Genomic DNA, 24,888 nt, shown 5'->3' with positions numbered 1-24,888 from the left:
CGTGCCGCCTGGCGGGGACCCACGCCATGAGGCGGACCGCCGGGATCCCCTGAGGAAAACCCCACCACCGCGTCTCAAGGCATGACGGGCTGCTTACCGTCTCTTTATCAGGGCCTAGACTCCCGTGCGTACAGATCGTCGGACAGCCGTCACACGGGAAACGGGCAGACAGGGAGCGAGGGACGGACGTGCGGGAACCGACCGTCGGCGCGGCCGACTACTTCCAGTCCTACTCGGTCGTCGGGTTGCTCGCCGTCGTCGGCGTCCTCTTCGTCGCCGTGGCCTTCGGGGCCGGGCGCCTGCTGCGGCCCGTCGTGCCCACGCCCGAGAAGCTGCTGACGTACGAGTGCGGAGTCGACCCCGTCGGCGAGGGCTGGGCCCACACCCAGGTCCGCTACTACGTCTACGCTTTTCTGTACGTGATTTTCGCGATCGACTCGATCTTCCTGTTCCCGTGGGCGACGGTCTTCGCCGACCCCGCCTACGGTGCGACCACCCTCGTGGAGATGTTCGTCTTCCTGGGCTTCCTGGCCGTGGGCCTGCTCTACGCGTACAAGAAGGGCGTCCTGACATGGACGTGAACCCCTCCTCCGCCTCCCCGATGTCTTCCGGGCTCCCGAAGTCTTCCGCGCCCGCCGGGCCTTCCGGGCTCGCCGGGCCGGAGCCGGTGCCGCTGCCCGAGCCCAAGCGGCTCGGCGCGCTCGCCCGCCTCGCCCCCGAGCCGATGAAGGTCGTCCTCAACTGGGGCCGCCGCTACTCGCTCTGGGTCTTCAACTTCGGCCTCGCCTGCTGCGCGATCGAGTTCATCGCCGCGTCGATGGCCCGCCACGACTTCATCCGCCTCGGCGTCATCCCGTTCGCGCCGGGCCCGCGCCAGGCCGACCTGATGGTCGTGTCGGGGACGGTGACGGACAAGATGGCGCCCGCGGTGAAGCGTCTGTACGAACAGATGCCCGAGCCGAAGTACGTCATCTCCTTCGGTGCCTGCTCCAACTGCGGCGGCCCGTACTGGGACTCGTACTCCGTGACGAAGGGCGTCGACCAGATCATCCCGGTCGACGTCTACGTCCCCGGCTGCCCGCCGCGCCCCGAGGCGCTGCTCCAGGGGGTCCTCAAGCTCCAGGAGAAGATCGCCCGGGAGTCGCTGGGGGAGCGGTACGGCACGTCCTCCCGTCCGTCGGCGGCGGCGCTGCAGAGCGGCCTGGTGCGGCCGCCGGCTCCGGCCGCCGGCTCCGGCGCGGGGGAGGGCCGATGACCGCGGTCGGCTGGCTGCCCGCCGGTGCCGAGGAACTCTTCGGTACGGAGGCCACGGCCGAGGAGGCGTACGACGTCCTCACGGTCGACGTACCCCCCGCTGCCTGGATCTCCGCGCTGGAGACCGCCCGCGACCGGCTGGGCTGCACCTACTTCGACTGGCTGAGCGCGGTCGACGAACCGGGCACGGGATTCCGCGTCGCCGCGCACGTCGCGGCCCTGTCACCGGTCCGGCGGCTGCTGCTGCGCACCACGGTTCCGCACGGGTCCCCGGTACTGCCGTCCGCGGTCGCCGTCTACGCGGGAGCGGGCTGGCACGAGCGCGAGACCCACGAGATGTTCGGCGTCGTCTTCGACGGTCACCCCGCTCTGGACCACCTGCTCCTGCCGGAGAGCTTCGAGGGCCACCCCCTGCGGAAGGACTTCGTCCTGGCCGCCCGCGTCGCCAAGGCCTGGCCGGGAGCGAAGGAACCGGGCGAGCCGGCGGCGGGCCACGGCGGCCCCAAGCGCCGCCAGATGCTCCCGCCGGGCGTCCCCGATCCCAACGAGTGGGGACCTCTCAAGGGCCAGCTTCCCCCTGCCCCGGTCCGCCCCGCCCGCGGCGCCGGCCGTGCGGCGGGCGCCGCCGGACGCGCGGCGGGCGCAGACCGCCCGGCTCGTGCGGCAGGTGACCGTGCGGCGGGCGACCGCCCGGTCCGCCGTACCCGCACGGCGTCGGAGGGCTCCGCCGGCCAGACGGCCGCGGGTGACGACACCTCCGCGCCGGCACCGACGACCCCCCGGCGCGCACGGAGCGCGAGCGAGGGGTCGGCCTCCCAGCGCCCCGCAGGCCCGCGCCGGGCCCGCAGCGCGTCGGAGGGCTCCGCGAGCCAGCGCGAGCCATCGCCCGCGCAGACCCCGGCCGCCGCGCCCCGCAGTTCCGACGCCCCGTGGCACCACGCCCGCCCGGCCTTCGACGAGCCCGGCACCGAGCCGAGCCCCGAGAAGGAACCACAGGGCGCGGAGGCGCAGAACGAGGCACCGCGAGACCAGGAAGCCCAAGAATCCCAGCAATCCCGGGTAACGCAAGAAACCCAGGAAGCCCCCGAACCCCAGGAAGCCCGCGAAGCTCCGGAACCCGAGCAACCCCGGGGAGCCCAGGAACCCCAGGAACCCCAGGAAGCCCAGAAACCCCAGGAAACTCAAAGCCCTCAAGACCCCCAAGACCCGCAGGGCCCGCAGGACCGCTCGGGAGGCACGCAGTGAACGACGCGCTCGACGTCGCCCTGCGACTTCTGATCGTCTTCGGCGTCTTCCTCGCCTTCCCCCTGATCGTCGGCCAGACCGAACACAAGGTGATGGCCCACATGCAGGGCCGCCTCGGCCCGATGTACGCCGGCGGCTTCCACGGCTGGGCCCAGCTCGTCGCCGACGGCGTGAAGTTCGCGCAGAAGGAGGACGTGGTCCCCGCGGGCGCGGACCGCCGCATCTTCCAGCTCGCCCCCGCCGTCGCCCTCCTGCCGTACCTCCTGGTCCTCCTCGCCATCCCCATCGGCCCCGGCGAGGGCGCAGTCGGCCAGGTGATCGACGCCGGCATCTTCTTCGTCCTCGCCGTGATGGGCGTCGGCGTCCTCGGCTCGCTCATGGCCGGCTGGGCCTCCGCCAACAAGTTCTCCCTCCTCGGTGGCCTGCGCACGGCCGCCCAGCTGCTCGCCTACGAACTGCCGATGCTGCTCGCCGCCGCCTCCGTCGCCATGGCGGCCGGCACGGTGTCGCTCGTCGGCATCCTCGACGCCTTCGAGTGGTGGTGGCTGCCCTGGCAGATCGTCGGCGCGATCGTCTTCTTCGTCGCCGGCCTCGCCGAGCTGCAGCGGCCGCCGTTCGACATGCCCGTCGCCGACTCGGAGATCATCTTCGGCGCGTACACCGAGTACACCGGCCTGCGTTTCGCCCTGTTCCTCCTCGCCGAGTACGCCGGGATCGTCGTCCTGTGCGGCCTGACCACCGTCCTCTTCCTGGGCGGCTGGCACGGCCCCTGGGGCGCCGACGGCCTCGGCTGGGTGTGGACCCTGCTGAAGACGGCCGTCCTGGCCTTCATCGTGATCTGGCTGCGCGTGACCTACCCCCGGCTGCGCGAGGACCAGCTACAGAAGTTCTCCTGGACCCTCCTCGTCCCCCTCTCCCTCGCCCAGATCGCCCTCACCGGCATCGTCAAGGTGGTGATCCAGTAGCCATGGCTGAGCCTTTCCCGTCCGCCCGGCCCCGCATTCCCGGCTCGGGCCTGGCCAAGGGCCTGGCCGTCACCCTGCGCACGCTGACGAGGAAGACCGTCACCGAGCAGTACCCGGACGTCCAGCCCGACCTCCCGCCCCGCACCCGTGGCGTGATCGGCCTGTTCGAGGAGAACTGCACGGTCTGCATGCTGTGCGCACGCGAGTGCCCGGACTGGTGCATCTACATCGACTCCCACAAGGAGACGATCCCCGCGGCGGCCCCCGGCGGCCGCGAACGCAGCCGCAACGTCCTGGACCGCTTCGCCATCGACTTCTCCCTGTGCATGTACTGCGGTATCTGCATCGAGGTGTGTCCTTTCGACGCCCTGTTCTGGTCCCCGGAGTTCGAGTACTCCGAGACCGACATCCGCGACCTCACCCACGAGCGGGACAAGCTCCGCGAGTGGATGTGGACGGTTCCTGCCCCGCCCGCGCTCGACGCCGGAGCGGAGGAGCCGAAGGAACTCGCCACCGCCCGCAAGAGCGCCGAGAAGCTGGCCGCCCAGCAGCAGGCGACGGCCGCCGAGGCCCCGGCCCGGCCCGCCGTTCCGCCCGCCCCCGGGGCCGCGCCCGCGCCCGCGCCCGGGGCCGGCGCCGAGCCGCACGCCGACGAGCAGGCCCGCGCCGCCGAACAGCCCACCCGGCCCATGGGCGATTCCAAGCAGCAGACGGACCAGCCGAGGCCCGACCACCACACCGGCCGGCCGAAGCCCGGGCCGAAGCCCGAACCGGAGCCGAAGCCGAGGTCCGAGTCGAAGCCGGAGCCCAGTCCCGAGCCGGCGCCGAGGCCCGAGCCGGAGCCCAGGTTGGAGTCCAGGCCGGAGCCCGAACCGGCGCCGAGGCCCGAGCCGAAGCCCGAGCCGAAGCCCGAGCCCGAGCCAAAGCCGGAGTCGCAGGCCGAACCCGAGCCGAGGCCGGAGGACCCGTCATGACCCTCTCGTCCGCCGCGGCCACCGCAGTGACCGCCGCCGCCGAAACCCGCGGCTTCCTGTCCCCGACCGGCGTCGAGATCGCCTTCCTCCTCGTCGGCCTGGTCACCTTCGGTGCCGCCGTCATCACCGTCACCACCCGGCAGCTCGTCCACGCCGCGCTCTGGCTGGTGGTGACCCTCGGTGGCCTCGCCGTGGAGTACCTCCTGCTCACCGCCGAATTCATCGCCTGGGTGCAGGTCCTCATCTACGTCGGTTCCGTCGTGGTCCTCCTCCTGTTCGGGCTGATGCTCACCCGGGCACCCATCGGCCGCTCCCCGGACGCCGACTCCGGCAACCGCTGGGCCGCCCTCACCGTGGCCGTCGCCGCCGCGGTGGCCCTCGTGTGGGTGGTCGTCGACGCCTTCCGCACCACCTGGATCGATCTGGACGGCCCGGCCGCCGGCTCCACCGCCGTGACCGGGGCGAGCCTGTTCCAGAACTGGGTCCTCCCCTTCGAGGCCCTCTCCGTCCTCCTCCTCGCCGCTCTGGTCGGCGCGATCGTCCTGTCCCGCAAGGCCAGGGCGGACCACGAGCCTGCACCGGACCGCGGGCCTGCACCGGACCGCGGGCCGAACACGGACCGCGAGGCCGACGCGGGCCGGACGACCGCCGCGAACAGGACCGGCCGGGGAGGGGCCCGCTGATGCACCTCGCCTATCCCGCCGTCCTGTCCGCCCTCCTGTTCTGCACGGGCCTGTACGGCGTCCTCGCCCGCCGCAACGCCATCCTGGTCCTGATGTCGGTCGAGCTGATGCTCAACGCCGTCAACCTCAATCTGGTCGCCTTCGACGTCTGGCTCAGCAGGGCCGCCGAGGAGACCCTGCACTCCGGCCAGGCCCTGACCCTGTTCACCATCGCCATCGCCGCCGCCGAGATCGGCATCGGCCTGGCGATCGTCCTCGCCGTCCACCGCAACCGCGGCACCTCGGACATCGACAGGCTCCGGGACACCGCCGAGGGCCCCGAGGACCCGGACACCGACGGCACCGACAGCGACGCCCTCACGGCCGGAGCGGCCGACCGGGACGAGAAGGCTGAGGCCACCGCGTGACCACGACCACCCTCGCCGTCCTCGTCCCCCTCCTTCCGTTCCTGGGCGCCGTCGCCGGCCTGCTGCTGGGCCGCACCGCACCCGGCTTCGTCCGTCCGCTGGCCGTCCTGCCGACGCTCGCCTCCCTCGTGCTCGCCGCCGTGGTCGCCGGGCGCCAGGGCGGCGGCCGGGCCGTGAACGCCGCCACGGAACTGACGCCCACCGGGTCGGTCCCGATCGAGCTCGCCCTGCACATCGACGGCTTCGCCGCCCTCGTCGCCGTCCTGGTCGCGCTGGTCGCCGTCTGCGTGCAGACCTACTCCACGGGCTATCTGCGCGACGACCCGCGCTACCCCTCGTACGCCGCCCTCGTCTCGCTGTTCACCTCCGCCATGCTGCTCGTCGTCTACTCCGGCGACCTGATGGTGCTGCTGGTCGGCTGGGAGATCATGGGCATCTGCTCCTACTTCCTGGTCGGCCACTACTGGGAGACCCCGCAGGCCCGCGCCGCCTCCCTCAAGGCCTTCCTGGTGACGAAGCTCGGCGACGTCCCCTTCCTGATCGGCCTGTTCGCGCTGGCCACCGACGCCGGGTCCTTCCGCATCACCCGGATCCTCGGCACGGTCGCGAGCGGCGGACTCGACCACCCGACGCTGATCGCCCTGCTGCTCCTGGCCGGCGTGGCGGGCAAGTCGGCGCAGTTCCCGCTGCACACCTGGCTCCCCGACGCGATGGCGGGCCCCACGCCCGTCTCCGCGCTGATCCACGCCGCGACGATGGTCGCCGCCGGTGTCTACTTCATCGCCCGGCTCCTCCCGGTCTTCGAGGCCTCGCAGGCCGCGATGGCCGTCCTGGCCGCCATGGCCGCGGTCACGATGATCGGCTCGGCGCTCGCCGCGCTCGCCCAGGACGACATCAAGCGCGTCCTCGCCTACTCGACGATCGGCCAGCTCGGCTACATGACCGGCGCCCTGGCCGTCGCCGACCGCGGTGCCGCCGTCTTCCACCTCCTGTCCCACGGCGCCTTCAAGGCGCTGCTTTTCCTCGCCGCCGGCGTGATCATCCACGCCGCCGGCACTAACTCGCTGGCCGCCATGTCCCGCATGGGCGACCTGCGCGACCGCGTCCCCGACGCCTACTGGACGATGACCGTGGCGCTCCTCGCGCTCGCCGCGATCCCGCCGTTCAGCGGCTTCTTCTCCAAGGAGTCCGTCCTCGGCGCCGCCGAACACGTGGTCGGCGGCCACACCGAGCACGCTCCGGGCGCCGCGGGCTGGACCGTGCTGATCGCCGGCCTGCTCACCGCCCTCCTCACCGCCGCGTACGCGATGCGCCTGTGGCTGCTGGCCTTCCGCGGCCGGGGCGCCGACGCCCCCGACCACGGCCGGCAGCCGCTGGTCATGAACGCCGTGCTGTGGGTGCTCGCCATCCCGTCCCTCGCCCTCGGCGGGCTGGCCTTCCGCCTGCTCCCCGACTGGTTCGACGGCCAGGACCTGACCCCGACCCTGACCACCTCCGTGCTCGGCACGGGCGTGGCCCTGGTCGGCGGCATCGTCACCTACGGCGCCTGGCGGCACACGACCGCGCTCGCGGCCCGTGTCCCCCTCGGCGCGGTCGCCGCCCACCCGGAGGGCGACGCCGGACTGGTCGAGGCCGAGGCCATCGCCACCCACGAGCCCGCCTACGGAGACGTGGCCCACGCCCCCGACCCGGCCGACCCCGGACGGCTCCTGCTCGGCCCCCTCCACCGGCACGCCGCCGTCGGCTTCCACCTGGACACCGTGTACTCGGCGCTCTTCGTCCGCCCGGTCCGGGCCGGAGCGAGCCTCGTGCGGTTCCTCGACCGGGAGGTCGTCGACACCTACGTACGCGGCGCGGGCACCCTGCCCCGCTGGCTCGGCACCGCCGTACGGCGCGCCCAGACCGGCAACGTCCAGACCTATGTGAGCGCGCTGCTCGCCGGCACCGTCGTCCTCGCGGTCGCCGCCGTCCTCGTCGCCACGGGAGCGTGAGCAGGCGTGATCGATATCAACGAGTCCGTGATGCAGTTCCTTCTGGCATTGATCGTGGCCGGCCCGCTCCTCGGCGCCGCCGCCGCTCTCCTGCCCGCACCGCCCGGGCTGAAGGGGAAGTCACCCGAGCAGGCCGTGCTGCGGCACGGCGTCACCGTCACCGGTGCCGTCCTCATCGCCGCGATCGTCCTCGCGGCCGGCTTCGACCACGACCAGCCGTCGAAGATGCAGGCCAGTACCGACATCAGCTGGATCCCCGCACTCGACGTGCGGATCCACCTCGGCATCGACGGCATCTCCTTCCCCCTTCTGGTCCTGACCGCGCTGCTGACCTTCCTGTGCGCGCTCTACTCCTACTTCAAGCCCCCGGCGGGTCCGGCCCCGAAGGCCTTCGTCGCCCTGCTGCTCGTCCTGGAGTCCGGCACCCTCGCCACCTTCGCCGTCCTCGACCTGCTGCTGTTCTTCCTCGCCTTCGAGATGGTCCTGATCCCGATGTACTTCCTCATCGCCCGCTGGGGCGGCGAGGGCCGGACCGCGGCGGCGTGGAAATTCATCCTGTACACGCTGCTCGGTTCCGTGGTCATGCTGCTCGGCCTGTTGCTGATCGGAATCAGCGCGGGCACATTCGACATGGTGGCACTCGCCACTGACAACGGCCGGTCGCTGACCACATCCGTGCAGGTCATCGCCGTTCTGTCGATCGGGATCGGGCTCGCGGTCAAAACGCCGATGTGGCCGCTGCACAGCTGGCTGCCCGACGCCCACACCGCCGCGCCGACCGTCGGCTCGGTCCTGCTGGCCGGCGTCCTGCTCAAGATGGGTACGTACGGTTTCGTCCGTATCCTCCTGCCGGTCGCTCCGGACGGCTTCCGGACCTTCGCGCCGTACCTCGCCGCCTTCGCCGTCGTCGGCATCATCTACGGATCGCTGGCCTGCCTGGCCCTGGCCAGGCGCGGCGCCAAGGGCGACCTGAAGCGGCTCATCGCCTACTCCTCCGTCGGCCACATGGGCTTCGTCCTGCTCGGCATCGCCACCATGACGCCCACCGGCGTCAACGGCGCCCTGTTCGCCAACATCGCCCACGGACTCATCACCGGCCTGCTCTTCTTCCTGGTCGGCGCGCTGAAGGACCGCACCGGCACCACCGACCTGGACACCCTTGCCGAGGAGACCGGCGCCGCCCTGTACGGCAGGGCACCACGCCTCGGCGGCCTGCTCGCCTTCGCCGCGGTCGCCTCCCTCGGCCTGCCCGGCCTGGCCGGCTTCTGGGGCGAGATGCTGGCCCTGTTCGGCGCCTTCGAACCCGCGCCCGGCCTCAGCCGCCCCGCCTTCCTCACCTTCATGGCGGTCGGCGCGTTCGGCACCCTGCTGACGGCCGCGTACCTGCTGATCGTGGTCCGCCGCGTCTGCATGGGCGCCACCGCGCAGGACGGCCCGAAGCTCACCGACGTACGCCGGTACGAGTTCGCGGCCTGGACCCCGCTCGTCGTCCTCACCGTCGCCGCCGGGCTGTGGCCCAAGGCCCTCCTCGGCCTGACCGACCCCGCCGTGCAGCAGCTCCTCGCAGGAGGCACCCGATGAGCCCGCTGGCCCAGCCGATGGCCCAGAGCCTCGTCCAGTCCGTCGACTGGCTCGCCATCGCGCCGCCCACCATCGTGGCAGCGGTCGGACTCGTCGTCCTCGTCGCCGACCTCTTCCTCGGAGCCCACCGCAAGGCCCTGCTCGGCTGGGTCTCGGTGGCCGGCCTCGCCGCCTCCCTGCTCATGCTCCTGCCCCTGCTGGACGGCGACCGCAGCACCTTCTGCCTCAACCGGGACGCCGACGTGTGCAGCTACGTGGCGGACCCCTTCGCGCTGGTCATCCAGTTCCTGGTGCTCGCCGGAGCCTTCGTGGCCGCCCTGCTGTCGGTCACCGCCGTCAAGGACGCCGACCGGCGACTCCCCGAAGGCGAGTTCTGGTTCCTGCTGCTCTCCTCCGCGGCCGGCGCCGCGCTCCTGCCCGCCTCCCGCGACCTCGCCACCCTCATCGTCGCCCTGGAGGTGGCCTCCCTGCCCGCCTTCGCCCTCGTCGGCCTGCGGCACGGCGACCGGCGCTCCTCCGAAGCCGCCCTGAAGTTCTTCCTGTCCTCGGTCACCGCCACCGCGGTCAGCCTCATGGGCGTCAGCTTCCTGTACGCCGCCACCGGCACCCTCTTCCTCGACCAGATCGCCGAGCGCGTCCAGAACGTCGACGGGCAGCTCACCACCCTCACCCACGCCGGCGTGGTGCTCACCCTCGTCGGCTTCGCCTTCAAGACGGCCGCCGCGCCCTTCCACTTCTGGGTGCCCGACACCTACGTGGGCGCCCCGCTGCCCGTCGCCGCCTACCTGTCGGTGATCGGCAAGGCGGTCGGCTTCTCCGGCCTGATCCTGGTCACGGTCGTCGCCCTCCCGTCGTACGCCCACGTGTGGGGCCCGGCGCTGGCGGTGCTGGCCGCGCTCACCATGACCGTCGGCAACGTCGGAGCCCTCCGCCAGCAGGCCACGCGCGCGTACAGCGCGGTACGGCTGCTCGCCTGGTCGTCCATCGGCCAGGCCGGCTACCTCCTGGTGCCGATCGCCGCCGCCGCGTACTCCGGCGACGCCGAGCGGTCCATCGGCTCCACCATCGCCTACGCCCTGATGTACGGCGCCGTGAACCTCGGCGCGTTCGCCGTGGCCGCGCTCGTGGGCCGTGCGAAGTCCCGCAACCGGGTCTCCGACTACCGCGGCCTGTACGCCACCAACCCCCTGATGGCGCTGCTCCTGGCGTTCTTCCTGCTCTGCCTTGCCGGACTGCCGCCCGGCATCATCGGCCTGTTCGCCAAGGTCACCGTCTTCGCCGCGGCCGTCGACGCCGGCCTCGGCTGGCTGGCGGTGGTCATGGCCGCCAACGTCGTCATCGCGCTGTACTACTACCTCCAGTGGACGGCACTGCTGTTCCGCGCCCCCGAGGGCGAACCCCACAGGCACCGCGCCCCCGCCCCGCTCACGGCCGCGATCTCCGTCACCGCGGTCCTCGCCGTCGCCCTCTCCGGAGCGCCCCAACTGGTCCTGCGCTTCACGGACACCGGCCTCTTCTGAGCCCCGGCCGCCCGTGCCGCCCGGGCGGCACGGGCGGCACCGGCCCGCCGGCCCGTCCGGCGTCTCCTGCGACGACCCTCACACGCGCGTGCCGGACGCGCGTCCCGTCACCCGGACGGCCCACGCCCCCCGCCGCGGCCACCGGGGAACCGGCGGCCTTCGCCTGGCGTTGACCAGTACGGGAGGGTCCACTGGACGTGACGACGTGACATCACGGCATCGGTGGCATCGACAGACCGGGTAGCAACCACAGCGAGCGAGACCAGCAAGCAAAGGGTTCCCCTGCTGCACCACTTGGAGGGCGTACCGTGCACCGCCGGCACAACGGGCTCAGGACCGCAGTACTCCTCGGGGGACTGTCCGCACTCATCATCGTCATCGGCAGTTTCTTCGGCCGGACCGGGCTCGTCGTCGCCGTCCTCGTCGCCCTGGGCACGAACGCGTACGCGTACTGGAACAGCGACAAGCTCGCGCTCCGCGCGATGCGTGCCCGGCCGGTCAGCGAGTTCGAGGCCCCGGCGCTGTACCGCATGGTCCGGGACCTCTCCACCCAGGCCCGCCAGCCCATGCCGCGCCTGTACATCTCCCCGACAGAGGCCCCGAACGCCTTCGCGACGGGCCGCAACCCGCGCAACGCGGCCGTGTGCTGCACGGAGGGCATCCTGCGCCTGCTCGACGAGCGCGAGCTGCGCGGCGTCATCGGCCACGAACTCAGCCACGTCTACAACCGCGACATCCTGATCTCGTCGGTCGCCGGCGCCCTCGCCTCCGTGATCATGTTCCTGGTCAACTTCGCCTGGCTGATCCCGATCGGCCGCTCCAACGACGACGACGGCCCCGGTCTCCTCGGCATGCTGCTGATCATGATCCTCGGCCCGCTCGCCGCCACCTTGATCCAGCTGGCCATCAGCCGCTCCAGAGAGTACGAGGCCGACGCCTCCGGATCACAGCTCACGGGCGACCCGCTCGCCCTGGCCAGCGCCCTGCGCAAGCTGGAGGCCGGCACCAAGCAGCTTCCGCTGCCCCCGGAGCCCCGTATCGAGACGGCCAGCCACATGATGATCGCGAACCCCTTCCGGCCTGGTCAGGGCCTGTCGAAGATGTTCTCCACCCATCCGCCGATGACGGAACGCATCGCCCGGCTCGAGAAGATGGCAGGTCGCACACCATGAAGACCGTCCTCAACGTCATATGGCTCGTCCTCAGCGGCTTCTGGCTGTTCCTCGCCTACCTGCTCGCAGGCGTACTGCTGTGCATCACGATCATCGGCATCCCGTTCGGCGTCGCGGCCTTCCGTATCGGCGTCTACGCCCTGTGGCCCTTCGGACACACCACGGTCGAGCGCCGCGACGCGGGCGCTCCCTCCTGCGTCGGCAACGTGCTGTGGCTGGTCCTCGCGGGCTGGTGGCTCGCCCTCGGCCACATCGCCACCGGCATCGCGCTGTGTGTGACCATCATCGGCATTCCGCTCGGCATCGCCAACTTCAAGCTGATCCCCGTCTCGCTGCTTCCCCTGGGCCGTGACATCGTCCGCACGGACCAGCCGTTCACGGCCCGCTGGTGAGCCGCTGTCCCTGCTCGGCAGCCGCCTCGTCGGCGAGCCCGCCGGCATCGCCCGGTACCACCCGCTGACCAGTGCAACCGGCGGGTGCCCCGAGGCGTCCTCTTCAGCGGGACGGCATGATCGAATTCACGCGGTCGAGAACGCATGAGCACAGCAGGAAGGGCAGGTTCGCGGCATGACCGTCATCAGTTGGATCATCCTGGGGCTGCTGGCCGGAGCCATCGCCAAGTTCCTGCTGCCGGGCCGCGACCCCGGCGGTCTCGTCGGTACGACGCTCATCGGCATCGCCGGCGCCTTCCTCGGTGGCTGGATATCCGCCCGATGGCTGGACCACCCGATCACCAAGGACTTCTACGACGGCGCCACCTGGGCGGCGGCGATCGGCGGCTCGCTCGTCCTCCTGGTCGCCTACCGCCTCCTGTTCGGCCACTCGCGCGACTGAGCACACCCCCGGTCGGCAGCCGGCGCCCGACGCCCACCGCCGACGGCTGACAGGAAAAGGGGCGGGACCAAGCGCCCGCCCCTTCTCACCACCGCGGTCTGCCGCCGGCTCAGTCGCCCACCGCGCGCGTCACCGGTAGTTGACGAACTGCAGCGCGAAGTCGAAGTCCTTGCCCTTCAGCAGGGCGATCACGGCCTGAAGGTCGTCGCGGCTCTTGGAGGTGACCCGCAGCTCGTCACCCTGCACCTGGGCCTTCACGCCCTTCGGGCCCTCGTCGCGGATGATCTTCGCCACCTTCTTGGCGTTCTCCTGGGAGATGCCCTCCTCGATCGACGCGAAGATCTTGTACTCCTTGCCGGAGAGCTGGGGCTCGCCCGCGTCCAGAGCCTTGAGCGAGATGCCCCGCTTGACCAGCTTGGACTGGAAGACGTCGAGGACAGCCTTCACCCGGTCCTCGGAGTCGGCCTCCATGAGGATCTTGTCACCGGACCACGAGATCGAGGCGCCCACGCCCTTGAAGTCGTAGCGCTGCGAGATCTCCTTGGCGGCCTGGTTGAGGGCGTTGTCGACCTCCTGCCGCTCGACCTTCGAGACGATGTCGAAACTGGAGTCGGCCATGTCCTGTGGCTCCTTGTATCTGGGTGCGTGTCGGTGTGCGGGGCGGGCCGGTACCGGCATACGTGGGGACGGCCGCCGAGCCCGGCAGGGCCCGGACCGCATCCGGACAAGACTAGCCACACCCCTGCCCGCCGGGCGCAGATCAACCGGGTGGCGAAGCACCCCTCCGCATCAGGTATTGTTTACGTCGTTGCCGCGGAGCGCCGCCGAAAGGCGGTTCGAAGGGCAGCGGCCCCGGCGGTGTGCCCGAGCGGCCAAAGGGAGCAGACTGTAAATCTGCCGGCTCAGCCTTCCCAGGTTCGAATCCTGGCGCCGCCACACTGGGGAAGACCCCCTCCAAACTGCGGAAACGCAGAGCGGAGGGGGTCTTTTCGTTGGACTGCCACCGGTGGGCTCAGGCGGGGCCTCCGGGGCCCTGCGGCACACTGATCCCATGCCCTCTCGCCGCCGGATCTGCCCCGAGTGCCGCCGCGAGATCGCCGTCGTCGCCGGGCGTTACGCGCGCCACGACCCGCCCGGCGCGCGGGAGAGCGGGGAGCTGACCTCCTGCCCCGGCTCGCGGCAGCCGGCCCAACTGGGTGCGGCGCAACCGTCGTTGGACGGGCACGTCGTCCCGGAGTTCCCGGGACAGCTGCCGCTGTTCTGACGCCGCACCCGGTCCTCGCCCGACCGCTCAGTTCCCGGCGACCGACTTCACCGCCACCGACACCGGGGCGGAGCCGCTGATCAGCTCCAGCGTCAGCCCCGCCGTCGCCGGGGTGTCGATCAGCTCGGCCAGGACGGCGGCCACGTCGTCGCGGGGAATCGGGCCACGCCCCGTCTGCGCCTCCAGGCGGACCAGGCCGGTCCCCGCGTCGTCCGTCAGCTGTCCCGGCCGCAGGATCGTCCAGTCCAGCGCGTCCAGCGACCGCACGTGCGCGTCGGCCTCGCCCTTGGCGCGCAGGTAGACGTCGAAGACCTCGTCCCCCTCGTGCCCGGCGTCCGCGCCCATGGAGGACACGATCAGGAAGCGCCGTACGCCCGCCCGGACCGCCGCGTCGGCGAAGAGTGCCGCCGCCGCCTTGTCCACCGTGTCCTTGCGCGCCGCGCCGCTCCCGGGGCCCGCGCCCGCCGCGAAGACCGCCGCGTCCGCGCCCCGCAGCCGCTCCGCGACCTCCTCGACCGACGCCGATTCCAGGTCCAGCACGACCGGTTCGGCACCGGCCGCCCGCAGGTCGTCCGCCTGCTCGGCCTTGCGGATGATGCCCGCGACCTCGTCCCCGCGTGCGGCGAGCAACCGCTCCAGCCGCAGCGCGATCTGACCATGACCCCCAGCGATGACAATGCGCATGCCTTCGACCGTACGCCCGGACGGCCACCCGCGCCGCACGAGTCCGGTCGCATCACACCCGAGGGAGTCCCGGCCTCACGGCCCCGCGTTCCCGAACCGCCGTGGCCTCCGCGGTGTTGGGGCGGGGGTGTTGGGCGGGAGGGGGCAGCCTCGGCCGGCCCGGGGCGGCCTCAGGGCATCTCGCCCCGGCCCTGCCGGGGCAGTTCCAGTTCCGTTCCGCCCGTCGAATCCCCGTACTCCCGCACCGCGCTCGTACGAGTCACCACCCGCCCCCGGTGCACCACGATCCGGCTGTACGCCAGTGACAGCGCGCCCGCCAGCCGGTCGCCGCGCACCGCGAGCAGTTCGGCCGGGAAACCCGCCTCCACCCGCACCTCGGGCAGGCCCAGAGCCGCCCGCGCGGAGGCGCTCACCGCGTCGTAGGCGTCCTCGGGCCGCAGGCCGTGGCGCGAGGCCAGCAGGTACGCCGCCTCCAGCGGATCCCCGCGTCCCACCGGGTTGGACACGTCCCGCAGCGCCCCGCTCCCGGCCGCGACCCGCACCCCGGCCGCCCGCAGCAGCCGTACCGGAGCGGTGCCGTCGCGGCCGTCGACGGTTCCGCAGCCACCCTGCGGCAGGCACACCACCGTCACCCCGGCCGCCGCCAGCTGGTCCGCGGTCCGGGAGGCCACCTCGGCGGACAGCCGCCCCAGACCGCCGCACGGCCCCAGCGTCACCCCCGGGCGCAGCCCGCCCGCCATCGCCGCCAGCCGGGCCAGCCGGGCCGGATCGGCGGCGTCCGTGTGCAGGTCGACGGGGCAGCCGTGCTCGGCGGCGACGTCGAGCACCGCCTCCACGTACCCCGTCGGGTCGGGGTCCAGATCCGGGCACCCGCCCACCACCCCCGCGCCCATCTTCACCGCGTCGCGCAGCATCGCCAGCCCCTCGGCGCCCGCAACCCCGGTCAGCACCCGCGGCATCGCCACCGTCGTCAGCTCGGCCAGCCCGCGCAGCGCCCGCCTCGCCTGCAGTACGGCGGTCAGGGCGGCCAGCCCCTGGACGTCGCCCACGCGCACGTGGGACCGCAGGGCGGTCGACCCGTGCCCGAGGTGCAGCAGTGCCGCCTCCGTGGCCCGGCACTGGACGTCCCGGGGCTCGTAGGAGACCGGCCCGTCGCCGTCGGCCGTCAGCGCCGTGTCCACGTGCGCGTGGGGCTCGGCCGGGGCCGGGAGCAGCAGGTAGCCGCTCAGATCCACGCGGGTGCCGGTTCCGGGCAGGCCGGCGACCGTCAGGCTGCCGGCGGTGCCGACCGCCTCGATGCGCTCGCCGTACAGCCGGACGTCCACGGTCCGGCCGTCGGTCAGGCGTGCCCCGGTCAGCAGCAGCGAGCCCCGGGCGCCCGGTCCCGAGGCGGAGGACGAGTGGGGTGGCGGCTGCGGCTGGCTGTCGGGCATCGCGCTCCTCTGGGCTCGGGGCTGCGCCGTGGGAGGACGCAAGATCACGCAGAGTGAGTCGAGCCTAGGCCGGTGATCAGCCGGTGGCGCGCAGGAGCGCAATAGTCGTACCGGTGTGGTCCGCCGTACGACCGCGCTCGTGGCGGTACCGGGAGGCGGGCGAGGGAGCTTCCGAACGGATTTGGGTGAACGGCTGCCGAGCGTGTAATGTCTTCATCGCTCGCCCCAATAGCTCAGTCGGCAGAGCGTCTCCATGGTAAGGAGAAGGTCAACGGTTCGATTCCGTTTTGGGGCTCTGGTGAGAGAGGTTCCCGTCGCGAGGCGGGACCCGATCACACCTCAGCGGTGTAGCTCAGTCGGTAGAGCAAGCGGCTCATAATCGCTGTGTCACCGGTTCAAGTCCGGTCACCGCTACTGTCAGTAGCCGATTGCGGGGTCGGTCCTTCGATCGGCTACTCTTCTTGCGTTATATCAGTCCATCCGTTCGTCAAGGAGCACTCACGTGGCTGCCACCGACGTCCGCCCGAAGATCACGCTGGCCTGCGTGGAGTGCAAGGAGCGGAACTACATCACCAAGAAGAACCGGCGTAACAACCCGGACCGTCTTGAGATGAAGAAGCACTGCCCGCGTTGCAACGCGCACACCGCGCACCGCGAAACGCGATAAAACAGGCTCGTACGCGAGGCCGTCCCCGAAGCTGGGGGCGGCCTCGCGTCGTTGTTCATGACGGGCGGTCCGTCATCATGACCGGCAGCCCGTAATCAGGCAGACAGCAGCAGGAGGTGCCGAGCCCATGGCGCTCGACCAGTCCTTCGTGGGGCGGACCTATCCGCCCACCGCGCCCTACGAGGTGGGCCGGGAGAAGATCCGTGAGTTCGCGGAGGCGGTGGGGGACGCCAACCCGGCGTACACGGACGTGGAGGCCGCCAAGGCGCTCGGCCACCCGGACGTGATCGCGCCGCCGACCTTCGTGTTCGCGATCACCTTCAAGGCCGCCTCCCAGGTGGTCGAGGACCCGCAGCTCGGCCTGGACTACAGCCGCGTGGTGCACGGCGACCAGAAGTTCGCCTACGTCCGCCCGGTGCGCGCCGGTGACCGGCTCACGGTCACCTCGACCATCGAGTCGGTCAGGTCCATGGCCGGCAACGAGGTCCTGGACATCCGTGGTGAGGTCCACGACGAGGCCGGCGAGCACGTCGTGACCGCCTGGACCAAGCTGGTGGCCCGCGCGGCCGAGGAGGCGTGAGCATTCGATGACGGCGAAGATCTCCTACTCCGACGTCGAGGTCGGCACCGAGCTGCCCGCCCAGAGCTTTCCCGTGACCCGCGCCACGCTCGTCCGGTACGCGGGTGCCTCCGGCGACTTCAATCCCATCCACTGGAACGAGAAGTTCGCCACGGACGTCGGCCTGCCGGACGTCATCGCGCACGGCATGTTCACCATGGCCGAGGCGATCCGCGTGGTGACCGACTGGGCCGGCGACCCCGGCGCGATCGTCGAGTACGGCACCCGTTTCACCAGGCCCGTCGTCGTCCCGAACGACGACAAGGGTGCTCTCGTCGAGGTCAGCGGCAAGGTCGCCGCCAAGCTCGACGACAACACCGTCCGCGTCGACCTGACGGTGACCAGCGGCGGCCAGAAGGTGCTGGGCATGTCCCGGGCCGTCGTACGGCTGGCCTGAGCGGGACCGGCGAACGCCGCGGCCGCCGTCGTGCCGGGTGCCGGGGTTCGGTAAGGGGCGACCACAAGAGAGGCCGCCCCTTACTCGGCTGCTCGGGTGCTCGGGTTGCTCCGGTCACCCGTGCCGCCCGGCTCGCGCCCCGGCCGCGGCGCGGTCCTGTCGGTGCCGTCTCGTAGTCTTGGGCGCGTGCAGGAACTCCACGACGCCCCCCTCGCCCCGCTGACCACCTTCCGGCTGGGCGGCCCCGCGACCCGGCTGGTCACGGCCACCACGGACGCCGAGGTGATCGCCACCGTCCGCGAGGCCGACGACACCGGCACGCCCCTGCTGCTCATCGGCGGCGGCTCCAACCTGGTCATCGGCGACAAGGGCTTCGACGGCACGGCCCTGCACATCGCCACGCGCGGCTTCACCCTCGACGGCACTCGGCTGGAGCTGGCGGCCGGCGAGGTGTGGACGGACGCCGTGGCCCGCACGGTCGAGGCCGGGCTGGCCGGCGTCGAGTGCCTGTCCGGCATCCCCGGCTCGGCGGGCGCGACCCCGATCCAGAACGTGGGCGCGTACGGCCAGGAGGTCTCCTCCACGATCACCGAGGTGATCGCGTACGACCGCAGATCCGGCGAGACGGTCACGCTCACGAACGAGGAGTGCGCCTTCTCCTACCGTCACAGCCGCTTCAAGGCCCACCCCGAGCGGTACGTGGTGCTGCGCGTCCGCTTCGACCTGGAGGACGCCGGGGGCCTGTCCGGGCCGCTCCGGTACGCCGAGACGGCCCGCGCCCTCGGCGTCGGGCAGGGCGACCGCGTCCCGCTGGCCGCCGCCCGGGAGACCGTGCTGAAGCTGCGCGCCGGAAAGGGCATGGTGCTGGACCCCGACGACCACGACACCTGGTCGGCCGGGTCGTTCTTCACCAATCCGATCCTCACCGACGACCAGTTCGCCGCGTTCCACGCGCGTGTGCGCGAGCGCCTCGGCGACGGCGTGGAACCGCCCGCCTACCCGGCGGGGGAGGGACACATCAAGACCTCCGCGGCCTGGCTGATCGACAAGGCCGGGTTCACCAAGGGCTACGGCAGCGGCCCCGCCCGCATCTCCACCAAGCACACCCTCGCCCTCACCAACCGCGGCGACGCCACCACCGAGGACCTCCTCGGACTGGCCCGCGAGGTGGTCGCCGGCGTCCGGGACGCCTTCGGCATCACGCTGGTCAACGAGCCGGTGACGGTCGGCGTCAGCCTCTGACCCGAAGCCCCGCGAGGCCCCAAGCCCCGCGAGGCCCCAAGCCCCGCGAGGCCCCAAGCCCCGCGAGGCCCCAAGCCCCGCGAGGCCCCAAGCCCCGCGAGGCCCCAAGCCCCGCCGGGACCCCGAGACCCGCAGCCACCCGAACCGGCAGGCCGCCCTAGTAGGCCACCCCGACTCCCTGCTTCACCGTCCGCGCGTCCTGCACCATCGCGAGCATCGCGTGGGCCACGTCCGCGCGGGCCAGGTGGCGGCCCTTGACCGGGGTCCCGCCGATGGCGGTCCGGTAGCGGCCGCTGACCGGCCTGTCCTGCAACCGCGGCGGCCGTACGACCGTCCAGTCCACGGCACTGCGCGCCAGCTCGGCCTCCATCGCGCGCAGGTCGGCGTACACCTCCCGGAAGACGGCCGAGACGATGCCCCGCACGCCGCGGTCCAGCAGCCCCTCGCCCGCCGGCTCCGGGCCGACGGGCGCCGCACTCACCACCAGCAGCCGCCGCACGCCCTCCGCCTCCATGGCGCCCAGCACCGTCCGGGTCAGCCGGGCCGCGACCCCGGCGTCCTTGCGGCTGCGCGCCCCGAGCCCGGACAGCACCGCGTCCCGGCCGGCCACCGCGGGCCGCACCGCCGCCGGGTCGGCCAGATCGGCGCGGAACACCTCCAGGCCCTCGCCGGTCACCGGCAGCCGGGCGGGGTCGCGTACCACCGCGGTCACCCGGTGGCCCGAGCCCAGCGCCTGACGCACGATTTCCTGCCCGACGCCTCCCGTGGCGCCGAAAACGGTCAGTTCCATGGCGAATCCGCCTCTCCAGAGGGTGGGTGAGTATTCACTCACCTCTGCTTCCTCTAGCGTGAGCAAACACTCACCCACCCGTCAAGCGCGTTGGGAGCACCATGCAGTCCGGCAAGCCGACCGCCCGGGAGCGCATCCTGGACGCCGCCCACGAGCTGATGCTGACCATCGGCCTCGCCCGCGCCACCACCAAGGAGATCGCCAGGGCGGCCGGCTGCTCCGAGGCCGCGCTCTACAAGCACTTCGCGAGCAAGGAGGACCTCTTCATCTCCGTGCTCTCCGAACGACTGCCGCGGCTGAGCCCGCTGCTGCGGGGCCTGGCCGCCGAACCCGGCCGGGGCACCCTCGAGGACAACCTGACCGAGGTCGCCCGGCAGGCCGCCCTCTTCTACGAACAGAGCTTCCCGATCGCCGCCTCGCTCTACGCCGAGATCCAGCTCAAGCGGCGGCACGACGACGCCATGCGGGAGATGGGCACCGGGCCGCACCTGCCGATCGAGGGACTCGACCGCTACCTCCGCGCCGAACGCGCCACCGGCCGCATCCACCCGGACGCCGACACCTTCGCCGCCGCCTCCCTCCTCCTGGGCGCCTGCGCCCAGCGCGCCTTCGCCTACGACGCCGCGCCGGACGGACACCTCCCCCCGCTGGACGACTTCGCCCGGCGTCTGGCCCGCACCCTGCTCACCGGGCTCCGCGGCACCCCCCTCGGCGAAAACGCCGTCGCGGACGGCCCCGCCTGACGGCTTTCTCCTTCGCCGCCCGCTCGCGTCACACGATCGTGTACATCCCCCTGCCCCCGGCAAGTGGCCCCGACTGCGCCGCGGCCTCGGGCCCCGGCACCCCCAAGGCGTCGCCAAGGGGCAGGCCACGATCGGGACCTGCCTGCACGGCGAACCGGCCCCGGACCCGGCGATGCCCCGGCGCCCCCGGAAATAGTGATCGCCTTCAAGGCCTGCCCGCCGTACGCCCGCTTCAGGCGACCGGGGCGTGGAGCCAGGCGTCGATGCCCGACAGCAGCTTCTCCTTCTGGTCCTCCGGCGCCGCCGATCCGCGTACCGACTGCCGGGCCAGCTCCGCCAGCTCGGCGTCCGAGAAGGCGTGGTACCGCCGGGCGATGTCGTACTGCGCGGCCAGGCGCGAACCGAACAGCAGCGGGTCGTCGGCGCCCAGCGCCAGCGGCACCCCGGCCTCGAACAGCTTCCGCAGCGGCACGTCGTCCAGCTTCTCGTACACGCCCAGCGCCACGTTCGACGCCGGGCACACCTCGCACGTCACCTGGCGGTCCGCCAGCCGCTTCATCAGCCGGGGGTTCTCCGCCGCCCGCACGCCGTGCCCGATCCGGTCCGCCTCCAGATCGTCCAGACAGTCCCGCACCGACGCCGGGCCGGCCAGCTCACCACCGTGCGGCGCCGACAGCAGCCCGCCGTCGCGGGCGATGGCGAAGGCCCGGTCGAAGTCCCGCGCCATGCCCCGCCGCTCGTCGTTCGACAGCCCGAAGCCGACCACGCCCCGGTCCGCGTACCGCACCGCCAGCCGGGCCAGCGTGCGGGCGTCCAGGGGGTGCTTCATCCGGTTGGCGGCGACGAGCACCCGCATGCCGAGCCCCGTCTCGCGCACCGTCGTGTCCACCGCGTCCAGGATGACCTCCAGCGCCGGGATCAGCCCGCCCAGGCGCGGCGCGTACGACGTGGGGTCGACCTGGATCTCCAGCCACCCGGAGCCGTCCCGCAGATCCTCCTCGGCCGCCTCCCGCACCAGCCGCTGGATGTCCTCCGGCTCCCGCAGGCACGAGCGCGCGGCGTCGTACAGGCGCTGGAAGCGGAACCAGCCCCGTTCGTCCGTCGCCCGCAGTCTCGGCGGCTCCCCGCCGGACAGGGCGTCGGTCAGCGCCTCGGGCAGGCGCACTCCGTACTTGTCGGCCAGTTCCAGCAGGGTGGCGGGTCGCATCGACCCGGTGAAGTGCAGGTGCAGATGGGCCTTCGGCAGCTCAGAGACATCACGTACGTGCTCCATTCCGTGATCCTGCCGTACGTTCCACCCGCCTCGGTAGCGCTTTCCCCGCACGTGGTCTTGCTCGCACAAACGAACGGGGACCACACCTCGACGTCGAGGTGTGGTCCCCGGCCGGGGAAGGACGCCTCAGTCCCGCGCCTCCGCCAGCAGCTTCTGGATCCGGCTCACGCCCTCGACGAGGTCCTCGTCGCCGAGCGCGTACGACAGCCGCAGGTACCCGGGCGTGCCGAAGGCCTCACCGGGGACGACCGCGACCTCGGCCTCCTCCAGGATCAGCGCCGCCAGCTCCACGGTGTTCTCCGGGCGCTTGCCGCGGATCTCCTTGCCGAGCAGGGCCTTCACCGACGGGTAGGCGTAGAAGGCGCCCTCGGGCTCCGGGCAGACCACGCCGTCGATGTCGTTGAGCATCCGCACGATGGTCTTGCGGCGCCGGTCGAAGGCCTCGCGCATCTTCGCGACCGCGTCCAGGCCGCCGGAGACGGCGGCGATCGCGGCGACCTGCGCCACGTTCGAGACGTTGGACGTCGCGTGCGACTGGAGGTTCGTCGCGGCCTTGACCACGTCCTTCGGGCCGATGATCCAGCCCACCCGCCAGCCGGTCATGGCATAGGTCTTGGCCACGCCGTTCACCACGATGCACTTGTCGCGCAGCTCGGGCAGGACCGCCGGCAGCGACACGGCGGACGCGTCGCCGTAGACCAGGTGCTCGTAGATCTCGTCGGTCAGCACCCACAGGCCGTGCTCGGCGGCCCAGCGGCCGATGGCCTCGGTCTCGGTCTCGGAGTAGACCGCGCCGGTCGGGTTGGACGGGGAGACGAAGAGCACGACCTTCGTCTTCTCCGTGCGGGCCGCCTCCAGCTGCTCGACGCTCACCCGGTAGCCGGTCGTCTCGTCGGCGACGACCTCGACCGGGACACCGCCGGCCAGCCGGATCGACTCCGGGTACGTCGTCCAGTACGGCGCGGGGACGATGACCTCGTCGCCCGGGTCGAGGATCGCGGCGAAGGCCTGGTAGATGGCCTGCTTGCCGCCGTTGGTGACGAGGATCTGCGACGCGTCGACCTCGTAGCCGGAGTCGCGCAGCGTCTTCGCGGCGATGGCGGCCTTCAGCTCGGGCAGGCCGCCGGCCGGGGTGTAGCGGTGGTACTTCGGGTCCTTGCAGGCCTCGACGGCCGCCTCGACGATGTAGTCCGGGGTCGGGAAGTCGGGCTCACCGGCGCCGAAGCCGATCACCGGACGTCCGGCGGCCTTGAGGGCCTTGGCCTTGGCGTCCACGGCGAGGGTGGCGGACTCGGAGATCGCGCCGACTCGGGCGGAGACCCGGCGCTCGGTGGGTGGGGTTGCAGCGCTCATGCGGTCCATCGTTCCAGACCGGAAACTTCCCCGGCACACGGGTTTCACGGACTGGGCAGGGCGGGGCAAACGCCGGAACACCAGTCCGGATCCGGCGCGCGGCCAGGGCGATCTTCGGCCGCCGGCCCCCGGCGAAGCCCATTACGGGCGCTTTCTGTTCGACGCCCGGGCCAGGAACACGTACACTCTCACCTCGTTGGCCTTCACCGGGCCGCGCTCGGTCGGCGCACACCATGCAGCCGGTTGGATGCGGTACGTTGGGGGACACGCAAAGGGTCGTAGCTCAATTGGTAGAGCACTGGTCTCCAAAACCAGCGGTTGGGGGTTCAAGTCCCTCCGGCCCTGCTACACACACCTTCGCCAGGATGTGTGCGCATGTACGTACAGCAATGCACCGCCGTGCGGCTCAGACCGGGCGCGGCACGGCCACGACCCGGAATCAGGTGAGGACGAGTGACGGACGCCGTGGGCTCCATCGACATGCCTGATGCCCAGGACGAGGCGCCGGACTCCAAGAAGACGCGCAAGGGCGGCAAGCGAGGCAAGAAGGGCCCGCTGAAGCGCCTCGCGCTCTTCTATCGTCAGATCGTCGCGGAGCTCCGCAAGGTCGTCTGGCCGACCCGAAACCAGCTGACGACGTACACCACTGTGGTGATCATCTTCGTCACCATCATGATCGGCCTGGTCACCCTGATTGACTATGGGCTCAGCAACGCCGCCAGGTACGTCTTCGGCTGAGCCGTGAGCGAAGAGCGCCGAGGTACCCGGCGCTCCTTTCGCGTGTTCCACCCCTATGTATCCAGGAAGAAGCAGCCACCGTGTCTGACCCGAACGTGAACGACGCCGTTGAGCCTCACGGCGAGGGGGCCGAGTCCGTCGAGGACGTGTTCGACGCCGTCGAGGGCGCGGACCACGAGGACACCGAGACCTCCGCCGAGGTCGAGGTCGAGGCTGCCGACGCCGCCGAGGCCGGCGCGGAGGAGTCCGCCGACGAGGCGGAGGACACCGCCGAGGGCGCGGAGGACACCGCCGCCGGGGCCGAGGATGCCGGGGAAGAGACCGCGGAAGAGGCCGATCCCGAGCTGGACCCGATCGAGAAGCTCCGCCGGGAGCTGCGCGGTCTGCCCGGCGAGTGGTACGTCATCCACACCTACGCCGGCTACGAGAAGCGCGTGAAGGCCAACCTGGAGCAGCGCGCCGTCTCGCTCAACGTCGAGGACTTCATCTACCAGGCCGAGGTGCCCGAGGAAGAGATCGTCCAGATCAAGAACGGCGAGCGGAAGAACGTCCGGCAGAACAAGCTGCCGGGTTACGTCCTGGTCCGCATGGACCTGACCAACGAGTCCTGGGGCGTCGTCCGCAACACGCCGGGCGTCACCGGCTTCGTCGGCAACGCCTACGACCCGTACCCGCTGACGCTGGACGAGATCGTCAAGATGCTCGCCCCCGAGGCGGAGGAGAAGGCCGCCCGCGAGGCCGCCGAGGCCGAGGGCAAGCCGGCGCCGCAGCGCAAGGTCGAGGTGCAGGTGCTGGACTTCGAGGTCGGCGACTCGGTCACCGTCACCGACGGCCCGTTCGCCACGCTCCAGGCCACCATCAACGAGATCAACGCCGACTCGAAGAAGGTCAAGGGCCTCGTCGAGATCTTCGGCCGCGAGACTCCGGTCGAGCTGAGCTTCGACCAGATCCAGAAGAACTGACCTTCTGGCGCCAGTACGTCCGAGCAGGTCAGATGGTTGCCGCGGCAGCCGTCTGACCTGCTCGGTTTTTGGCCGCACATCTATACCCGTTATCGTT

At 71.8% G+C, this 24,888-nt stretch carries 26 protein-coding genes, 4 tRNA genes and 1 pseudogene; 25 read left to right on the top strand and 6 right to left on the bottom strand.

What is annotated here, in order from left to right; all coding sequences use genetic code 11:
• Positions 1-188: 188 nt before the first annotated feature.
• The 13 genes and pseudogenes from ACLGIH_RS13725 (at position 189) to ACLGIH_RS13665 (ending at position 12,626) form a co-directional block, all read left to right on the top strand.
• The gene (locus ACLGIH_RS13725) at positions 189-581 is read left to right on the top strand and encodes an NADH-quinone oxidoreductase subunit A (protein WP_416525526.1); all 393 of its coding nucleotides are present in this window, start codon (positions 189-191) and stop codon (positions 579-581) included.
• Positions 582-601: 20 nt separating this feature from the next.
• The gene (locus tag ACLGIH_RS13720) at positions 602-1,255 is read left to right on the top strand and encodes an NADH-quinone oxidoreductase subunit B (protein ID WP_416529370.1); all 654 of its coding nucleotides are present in this window, start codon (positions 602-604) and stop codon (positions 1,253-1,255) included.
• Positions 1,252-2,499, top strand: a complete 1,248-nt coding sequence (locus ACLGIH_RS13715; RefSeq protein ID WP_416525525.1) for an NADH-quinone oxidoreductase subunit C — start codon at positions 1,252-1,254, stop codon at positions 2,497-2,499. The genes ACLGIH_RS13720 and ACLGIH_RS13715 overlap by 4 nt, the downstream gene beginning before the upstream one ends.
• Positions 2,496-3,464 carry a complex I subunit 1/NuoH family protein gene (locus ACLGIH_RS13710; protein WP_416525524.1) on the top strand — a complete coding sequence of 323 codons (969 nt, stop codon included), beginning with the start codon at positions 2,496-2,498 and terminating at the stop codon, positions 3,462-3,464. The genes ACLGIH_RS13715 and ACLGIH_RS13710 overlap by 4 nt, the downstream gene beginning before the upstream one ends.
• Before the next feature lie 2 nt (positions 3,465-3,466).
• Positions 3,467-4,192, top strand: a pseudogene (locus tag ACLGIH_RS13705) (NuoI/complex I 23 kDa subunit family protein); the annotation flags it as partial.
• Positions 4,193-4,434: 242 nt separating this feature from the next.
• Positions 4,435-5,121: an NADH-quinone oxidoreductase subunit J family protein gene (locus ACLGIH_RS13700; protein ID WP_416525523.1), complete on the top strand. Its 687-nt coding sequence runs from the start codon at positions 4,435-4,437 to the stop codon at positions 5,119-5,121.
• Entirely contained in the window at positions 5,121-5,528 is a 408-nt protein-coding gene (gene nuoK, locus ACLGIH_RS13695; RefSeq protein WP_416525522.1) for an NADH-quinone oxidoreductase subunit NuoK, read from the top strand. The genes ACLGIH_RS13700 and nuoK overlap by 1 nt, the downstream gene beginning before the upstream one ends.
• A complete protein-coding gene (locus ACLGIH_RS13690) occupies positions 5,525-7,519 on the top strand; it encodes an NADH-quinone oxidoreductase subunit 5 family protein (RefSeq protein ID WP_416525521.1) in 1,995 nt (664 codons plus the stop codon). The genes nuoK and ACLGIH_RS13690 overlap by 4 nt, the downstream gene beginning before the upstream one ends.
• A gap of 6 nt (positions 7,520-7,525) precedes the next feature.
• Complete coding sequence (locus ACLGIH_RS13685; protein WP_416525520.1) at positions 7,526-9,100, top strand: complex I subunit 4 family protein; 1,575 nt, start codon at positions 7,526-7,528, stop codon at positions 9,098-9,100.
• A complete protein-coding gene (locus ACLGIH_RS13680; protein ID WP_416525519.1) occupies positions 9,097-10,620 on the top strand; it encodes an NADH-quinone oxidoreductase subunit N in 1,524 nt (507 codons plus the stop codon). Before ACLGIH_RS13685 ends, ACLGIH_RS13680 begins: the two co-directional genes overlap by 4 nt.
• A 308-nt stretch (positions 10,621-10,928) precedes the next feature.
• Complete coding sequence (gene htpX, locus ACLGIH_RS13675; protein WP_416525518.1) at positions 10,929-11,792, top strand: zinc metalloprotease HtpX; 864 nt, start codon at positions 10,929-10,931, stop codon at positions 11,790-11,792.
• Positions 11,789-12,184 carry a YccF domain-containing protein gene (locus ACLGIH_RS13670; protein ID WP_416525517.1) on the top strand — a complete coding sequence of 132 codons (396 nt, stop codon included), beginning with the start codon at positions 11,789-11,791 and terminating at the stop codon, positions 12,182-12,184. Before htpX ends, ACLGIH_RS13670 begins: the two co-directional genes overlap by 4 nt.
• A 175-nt stretch (positions 12,185-12,359) precedes the next feature.
• Positions 12,360-12,626, top strand: a complete 267-nt coding sequence (locus tag ACLGIH_RS13665) for a GlsB/YeaQ/YmgE family stress response membrane protein (protein WP_416525516.1) — start codon at positions 12,360-12,362, stop codon at positions 12,624-12,626.
• Positions 12,627-12,755: 129 nt separating this feature from the next.
• Here the strand turns inward: ACLGIH_RS13665 and ACLGIH_RS13660 are convergent, their stop codons facing one another.
• A complete protein-coding gene (locus tag ACLGIH_RS13660) occupies positions 12,756-13,244 on the bottom strand; it encodes a YajQ family cyclic di-GMP-binding protein (protein ID WP_416525515.1) in 489 nt (162 codons plus the stop codon).
• Positions 13,245-13,480: 236 nt separating this feature from the next.
• Between ACLGIH_RS13660 and ACLGIH_RS13655 the strand changes: the two genes are divergently transcribed.
• Together ACLGIH_RS13655 and ACLGIH_RS13650 are read left to right on the top strand one after the other, a co-directional pair.
• Positions 13,481-13,562: transfer RNA gene (locus ACLGIH_RS13655), tRNA-Tyr, on the top strand.
• Between the two features lie 115 nt (positions 13,563-13,677).
• Positions 13,678-13,890 (top strand): hypothetical protein, encoded by a 213-nt coding sequence (locus tag ACLGIH_RS13650; RefSeq protein ID WP_416525514.1) that lies wholly within the window; start codon positions 13,678-13,680, stop codon positions 13,888-13,890.
• A gap of 27 nt (positions 13,891-13,917) precedes the next feature.
• Here the strand turns inward: ACLGIH_RS13650 and ACLGIH_RS13645 are convergent, their stop codons facing one another.
• Together ACLGIH_RS13645 and ACLGIH_RS13640 are read right to left on the bottom strand one after the other, a co-directional pair.
• Positions 13,918-14,574: an NAD(P)H-binding protein gene (locus ACLGIH_RS13645; protein WP_416525513.1), complete on the bottom strand. Its 657-nt coding sequence runs from the start codon at positions 14,572-14,574 to the stop codon at positions 13,918-13,920.
• Positions 14,575-14,744: 170 nt separating this feature from the next.
• A complete protein-coding gene (locus tag ACLGIH_RS13640; protein ID WP_416525512.1) occupies positions 14,745-16,007 on the bottom strand; it encodes an amidohydrolase family protein in 1,263 nt (420 codons plus the stop codon).
• 222 nt (positions 16,008-16,229) lie between these two features.
• Here ACLGIH_RS13640 and ACLGIH_RS13635 point away from each other — a divergent pair.
• The 6 genes from ACLGIH_RS13635 (at position 16,230) to ACLGIH_RS13610 (ending at position 18,932) form a co-directional block, all read left to right on the top strand.
• Positions 16,230-16,302, top strand: a tRNA-Thr gene (locus ACLGIH_RS13635).
• Between the two features lie 46 nt (positions 16,303-16,348).
• Positions 16,349-16,421 (top strand) — tRNA-Met (locus ACLGIH_RS13630).
• Between the two features lie 88 nt (positions 16,422-16,509).
• Positions 16,510-16,674, top strand: a complete 165-nt coding sequence (rpmG, locus tag ACLGIH_RS13625; protein ID WP_003948671.1) for a 50S ribosomal protein L33 — start codon at positions 16,510-16,512, stop codon at positions 16,672-16,674.
• A 127-nt stretch (positions 16,675-16,801) separates the two neighbouring features.
• Positions 16,802-17,254, top strand: coding sequence for an FAS1-like dehydratase domain-containing protein (locus tag ACLGIH_RS13620; RefSeq protein ID WP_416525511.1), 453 nt, complete (start codon positions 16,802-16,804; stop codon positions 17,252-17,254).
• A gap of 7 nt (positions 17,255-17,261) precedes the next feature.
• On the top strand, positions 17,262-17,690 hold the full coding sequence (locus ACLGIH_RS13615) for a MaoC family dehydratase (RefSeq protein ID WP_416525510.1): 429 nt from the start codon (positions 17,262-17,264) through the stop codon (positions 17,688-17,690).
• A 186-nt stretch (positions 17,691-17,876) separates the two neighbouring features.
• Positions 17,877-18,932: a UDP-N-acetylmuramate dehydrogenase gene (locus tag ACLGIH_RS13610; protein ID WP_416525509.1), complete on the top strand. Its 1,056-nt coding sequence runs from the start codon at positions 17,877-17,879 to the stop codon at positions 18,930-18,932.
• Between the two features lie 157 nt (positions 18,933-19,089).
• Here ACLGIH_RS13610 and ACLGIH_RS13605 read toward each other — a convergent pair whose 3' ends face one another.
• Complete coding sequence (locus ACLGIH_RS13605; RefSeq protein WP_416525508.1) at positions 19,090-19,722, bottom strand: NAD(P)-dependent oxidoreductase; 633 nt, start codon at positions 19,720-19,722, stop codon at positions 19,090-19,092.
• A gap of 101 nt (positions 19,723-19,823) precedes the next feature.
• Between ACLGIH_RS13605 and ACLGIH_RS13600 the strand changes: the two genes are divergently transcribed.
• A complete protein-coding gene (locus tag ACLGIH_RS13600) occupies positions 19,824-20,465 on the top strand; it encodes a TetR/AcrR family transcriptional regulator (RefSeq protein WP_416525507.1) in 642 nt (213 codons plus the stop codon).
• Between the two features lie 232 nt (positions 20,466-20,697).
• Here ACLGIH_RS13600 and ACLGIH_RS13595 read toward each other — a convergent pair whose 3' ends face one another.
• Both ACLGIH_RS13595 and ACLGIH_RS13590 read right to left on the bottom strand, forming a co-directional pair.
• Positions 20,698-21,738: an adenosine deaminase gene (locus ACLGIH_RS13595; protein WP_416525506.1), complete on the bottom strand. Its 1,041-nt coding sequence runs from the start codon at positions 21,736-21,738 to the stop codon at positions 20,698-20,700.
• Positions 21,739-21,864: 126 nt separating this feature from the next.
• Positions 21,865-23,091: a pyridoxal phosphate-dependent aminotransferase gene (locus ACLGIH_RS13590; protein ID WP_416525505.1), complete on the bottom strand. Its 1,227-nt coding sequence runs from the start codon at positions 23,089-23,091 to the stop codon at positions 21,865-21,867.
• A 272-nt stretch (positions 23,092-23,363) separates the two neighbouring features.
• On the opposite strand from ACLGIH_RS13590, the gene ACLGIH_RS13585 reads away from it, so the two are divergent.
• From ACLGIH_RS13585 to nusG, 3 genes are all read left to right on the top strand, one after another.
• Positions 23,364-23,436 (top strand) — tRNA-Trp (locus ACLGIH_RS13585).
• Between the two features lie 108 nt (positions 23,437-23,544).
• Complete coding sequence (gene secE / locus ACLGIH_RS13580) at positions 23,545-23,829, top strand: preprotein translocase subunit SecE (RefSeq protein WP_416525504.1); 285 nt, start codon at positions 23,545-23,547, stop codon at positions 23,827-23,829.
• Positions 23,830-23,909: 80 nt separating this feature from the next.
• A complete protein-coding gene (nusG, locus tag ACLGIH_RS13575) occupies positions 23,910-24,791 on the top strand; it encodes a transcription termination/antitermination protein NusG (protein ID WP_416525503.1) in 882 nt (293 codons plus the stop codon).
• The last annotated feature ends 97 nt before the right edge of the window (positions 24,792-24,888 follow it).

This window comes from Streptomyces hamibioticus, from assembly GCF_047946815.1.
Taxonomy (GTDB): Bacteria; Actinomycetota; Actinomycetes; order Streptomycetales; family Streptomycetaceae; genus Streptomyces.
The sequence above is the reverse complement of the archived record's forward strand: the minus strand, read 5'-3'. Positions and strand labels throughout refer to the sequence as shown.

Excerpts from the sequence above, each read along its gene's own strand:
- ACLGIH_RS13680 (WP_416525519.1), top strand. The coding sequence starts at position 9,097 with ATGAGCCCGCTGGCCCAGCCGATGGCCCAGAGCCTCGTCCAGTCCGTC.
- ACLGIH_RS13660 (WP_416525515.1), bottom strand. The coding sequence starts at position 13,244 with ATGGCCGACTCCAGTTTCGACATCGTCTCGAAGGTCGAGCGGCAGGAG.
- ACLGIH_RS13665 (WP_416525516.1), top strand. The coding sequence starts at position 12,360 with ATGACCGTCATCAGTTGGATCATCCTGGGGCTGCTGGCCGGAGCCATC.
- ACLGIH_RS13670 (WP_416525517.1), top strand. The coding sequence starts at position 11,789 with ATGAAGACCGTCCTCAACGTCATATGGCTCGTCCTCAGCGGCTTCTGG.
- ACLGIH_RS13590 (WP_416525505.1), bottom strand. The coding sequence starts at position 23,091 with ATGAGCGCTGCAACCCCACCCACCGAGCGCCGGGTCTCCGCCCGAGTC.
- ACLGIH_RS13640 (WP_416525512.1), bottom strand. The coding sequence starts at position 16,007 with ATGCCCGACAGCCAGCCGCAGCCGCCACCCCACTCGTCCTCCGCCTCG.
- ACLGIH_RS13595 (WP_416525506.1), bottom strand. The coding sequence starts at position 21,738 with ATGGAGCACGTACGTGATGTCTCTGAGCTGCCGAAGGCCCATCTGCAC.
- ACLGIH_RS13600 (WP_416525507.1), top strand. The coding sequence starts at position 19,824 with ATGCAGTCCGGCAAGCCGACCGCCCGGGAGCGCATCCTGGACGCCGCC.
- ACLGIH_RS13620 (WP_416525511.1), top strand. The coding sequence starts at position 16,802 with ATGGCGCTCGACCAGTCCTTCGTGGGGCGGACCTATCCGCCCACCGCG.
- ACLGIH_RS13645 (WP_416525513.1), bottom strand. The coding sequence starts at position 14,574 with ATGCGCATTGTCATCGCTGGGGGTCATGGTCAGATCGCGCTGCGGCTG.
- ACLGIH_RS13605 (WP_416525508.1), bottom strand. The coding sequence starts at position 19,722 with ATGGAACTGACCGTTTTCGGCGCCACGGGAGGCGTCGGGCAGGAAATC.
- ACLGIH_RS13615 (WP_416525510.1), top strand. The coding sequence starts at position 17,262 with ATGACGGCGAAGATCTCCTACTCCGACGTCGAGGTCGGCACCGAGCTG.
- ACLGIH_RS13715 (WP_416525525.1), top strand. The coding sequence starts at position 1,252 with ATGACCGCGGTCGGCTGGCTGCCCGCCGGTGCCGAGGAACTCTTCGGT.
- ACLGIH_RS13700 (WP_416525523.1), top strand. The coding sequence starts at position 4,435 with ATGACCCTCTCGTCCGCCGCGGCCACCGCAGTGACCGCCGCCGCCGAA.
- ACLGIH_RS13720 (WP_416529370.1), top strand. The coding sequence starts at position 602 with ATGTCTTCCGGGCTCCCGAAGTCTTCCGCGCCCGCCGGGCCTTCCGGG.
- ACLGIH_RS13650 (WP_416525514.1), top strand. The coding sequence starts at position 13,678 with ATGCCCTCTCGCCGCCGGATCTGCCCCGAGTGCCGCCGCGAGATCGCC.
- nuoK (WP_416525522.1), top strand. The coding sequence starts at position 5,121 with ATGCACCTCGCCTATCCCGCCGTCCTGTCCGCCCTCCTGTTCTGCACG.